Below are 2,307 nucleotides of genomic sequence, written 5' to 3' on the forward strand. Positions count from 1 at the left end.
AACTTTAATATATTAGTTTAATATTTTTAATATGTCAAGATTAAGGTATTCTAAAGTGAGTACCTTTTTCTACACTCTCGTTTAATGTTTTCTCTTTCTTTGTAAATATTCCTCAAATCAATTACACTATATTCTTTGATTTTCATTATACTATTTATTTTATTCCCAAAATTTATCTTCTACATTCTGGTATTGAGCAAAAGTCCAAGCTTCTTGTATTTTTCCATCCTTTATTTTAAATAAATCAATTCCTGGACTATTTAATTTATTATTATCTTTTTCTGCCAATGAAACAACGCTAGCAACAACAAAACAATCATTATTTGCTGCCCAATTTGTTACAACTCTGAATGTACTATTACTTCTTTTGGCAAATTCTCCAAAACGCTCTTCCAATGCTTGCTTTCCTATAATTACACCAGAAAGTGGGCTTTTTCCTCCCATATGCCATATAATATCATCTGACATTGTTTCAAATACTGTAACAAAATCTCCTCTCAATAATGCTTCTGTATAAGTTTCAAATACTTCCATAATTTCATTTTTCATAATAATCCCCCTTAAAAAACATTTATAAATAAATTTTTTCTTATTATACCTTTTAAATATTGATTTTAAAAGTACGAACATTTATAATACATAGTATCTAATATGTTACTTTATATTATGTATGGAGGTTCTTATGACAAAGATTTATGATAAATGCCCTTATGCTACGACACAAAGAGTCTTACAAGGCAAGTGGGCAATTCTAATTTTATATCATTTAAGCACAGGCACTAAAAGATTTAATGAGTTAGAGAAGCTAATTCCTGAAGTTACTCGGACTGTCTTAACAAGACAATTACGTCAACTTGAGAAAGATAAATTAATCAGTAGAAAAATTTTTCCAGTTATTCCTCCTCATGTTGAATATTCTTTAAGTAAATTAGGTATTAAATTTCAAAAAGTGCTAGACGAAATTGAAGTTTTTGGCTTGGAATATATTCAAGAACTAAGCCAACCATGAGAATAAAGAATTTACAATTTATTACATAAAATATTAAAATAAAGAAGAGAACTATCAACCTTTAAATTTTACTTCTCTAAATATTTTTATTGCTAATAGGAATTTATTCAATAATTAGTTCAATAGTATCTTAATTTATTTTATTGTAAATATATTTAATTATGATACTACTTAAATTTTTCGTGTTACTTTCTTTTATGTTGTCATTAAATCATAGTATTTTTAATATGTAATATTCCCCATTTTCGTAATTCAACGAAAGTTAAAATTAATTCTCTTCCAATATCTGTTAGATGATAAGATACAGAAGGAGGAATTGTTCCATAAGATACTCTTTTTATAAGTCCATCTTTTTCTAATTCTTTTAAAGATTTTGTAAGCATTGTATTTGTTATGCCTGTGACTTTTCTTTTCAATTGATTATAGTGAATACCATCTTCTAATGTTATATTCCATAATATTGGAATTTTCCATTTAGAACCAATCATTTTAATAGCATGAATAACAGGGCATTTTTCATTAGCATTATAATTCTGTTTAATATTTTCTATTTTTTTCTCAAAAAAATTTTTATCCAAAATAACACCTCCAAATTTAAGAAAGAAAAATATGAGTACTATTTTTTTTCTTTCTTAAATGATATATTTATTTATATAAAATATCAAGCTTTTTAGGAGGAAATATATGAAATATAAAAATAATAGAGTTGTAGAAATTTTAAAAATTAAGTATCCTTTAATTCAAGCTCCTATGATATGGATAACTGATGCAAGGATGGTTTCTACTGTATCAAATGTTGGTGGTTTAGGAGTTTTAGGTCCCAATGCTGGATATAGAAGTATAGTTACAGATCCAGAACTTACTGCTGAAAGAATGAGAGAAGAAATAAGAAAAACAAAAAAGTTAACTGAGAACCCCTTTGCAGTAAATATTGTACTTCCATATGAAAAGTCAGATAATACTTTAGAATACAGTGATAAAATTTTAGAAGTTTGCTTTGAGGAAGAAATAAGATATTTTGTTGTTTCAGGAGATATAAGAGAAGAGTACTTCAATAAGATAAAGAATTGTAATGGAAATATTATTTATAGACCGATAAATCCTTCAATTGGTTGTATGAAAAAAGCTAAAAGTTTAGGAGCAGATATACTTGTGGCTACAGGATATGATGAGGGTAACACAGGAATAAATCTTATTAATGACATACCTTCTATAGAAGAATTGATTAAAAGATTAATGGAAGATAAAAAAAGCCGATTGGAGATTCTTAAAAAATCTATTCCAATCGGCTGATTTTT

General features: G+C 26.3%; 4 protein-coding genes. 2 read left to right on the plus strand and 2 right to left on the minus strand.

Annotation, left to right across the window (positions count from 1 at the left end):
• Positions 1 to 159 precede the first annotated feature (159 nt).
• Positions 160 to 549: a nuclear transport factor 2 family protein gene (locus tag Q4A58_RS08010; protein ID WP_303118153.1), complete on the minus strand. Its 390-nt coding sequence runs from the start codon at positions 547 to 549 to the stop codon at positions 160 to 162.
• A 133-nt stretch (positions 550 to 682) separates the two neighbouring features.
• On the opposite strand from Q4A58_RS08010, the gene Q4A58_RS08015 reads away from it, so the two are divergent.
• Positions 683 to 1,009 (plus strand): helix-turn-helix domain-containing protein, encoded by a 327-nt coding sequence (locus Q4A58_RS08015; RefSeq protein WP_303118155.1) that lies wholly within the window; start codon positions 683 to 685, stop codon positions 1,007 to 1,009.
• A 206-nt stretch (positions 1,010 to 1,215) separates the two neighbouring features.
• Here Q4A58_RS08015 and Q4A58_RS08020 read toward each other — a convergent pair whose 3' ends face one another.
• Positions 1,216 to 1,587 (minus strand): helix-turn-helix domain-containing protein, encoded by a 372-nt coding sequence (locus Q4A58_RS08020; RefSeq protein WP_303118157.1) that lies wholly within the window; start codon positions 1,585 to 1,587, stop codon positions 1,216 to 1,218.
• 106 nt (positions 1,588 to 1,693) lie between these two features.
• Between Q4A58_RS08020 and Q4A58_RS08025 the strand changes: the two genes are divergently transcribed.
• The gene (locus Q4A58_RS08025) at positions 1,694 to 2,302 is read left to right on the plus strand and encodes a nitronate monooxygenase family protein (RefSeq protein WP_303118159.1); all 609 of its coding nucleotides are present in this window, start codon (positions 1,694 to 1,696) and stop codon (positions 2,300 to 2,302) included.
• Positions 2,303 to 2,307: the final 5 nt, after the last annotated feature.

Source organism: Fusobacterium sp., from assembly GCF_030528405.1.
Classification (GTDB): Bacteria; Fusobacteriota; Fusobacteriia; order Fusobacteriales; family Fusobacteriaceae; genus Fusobacterium.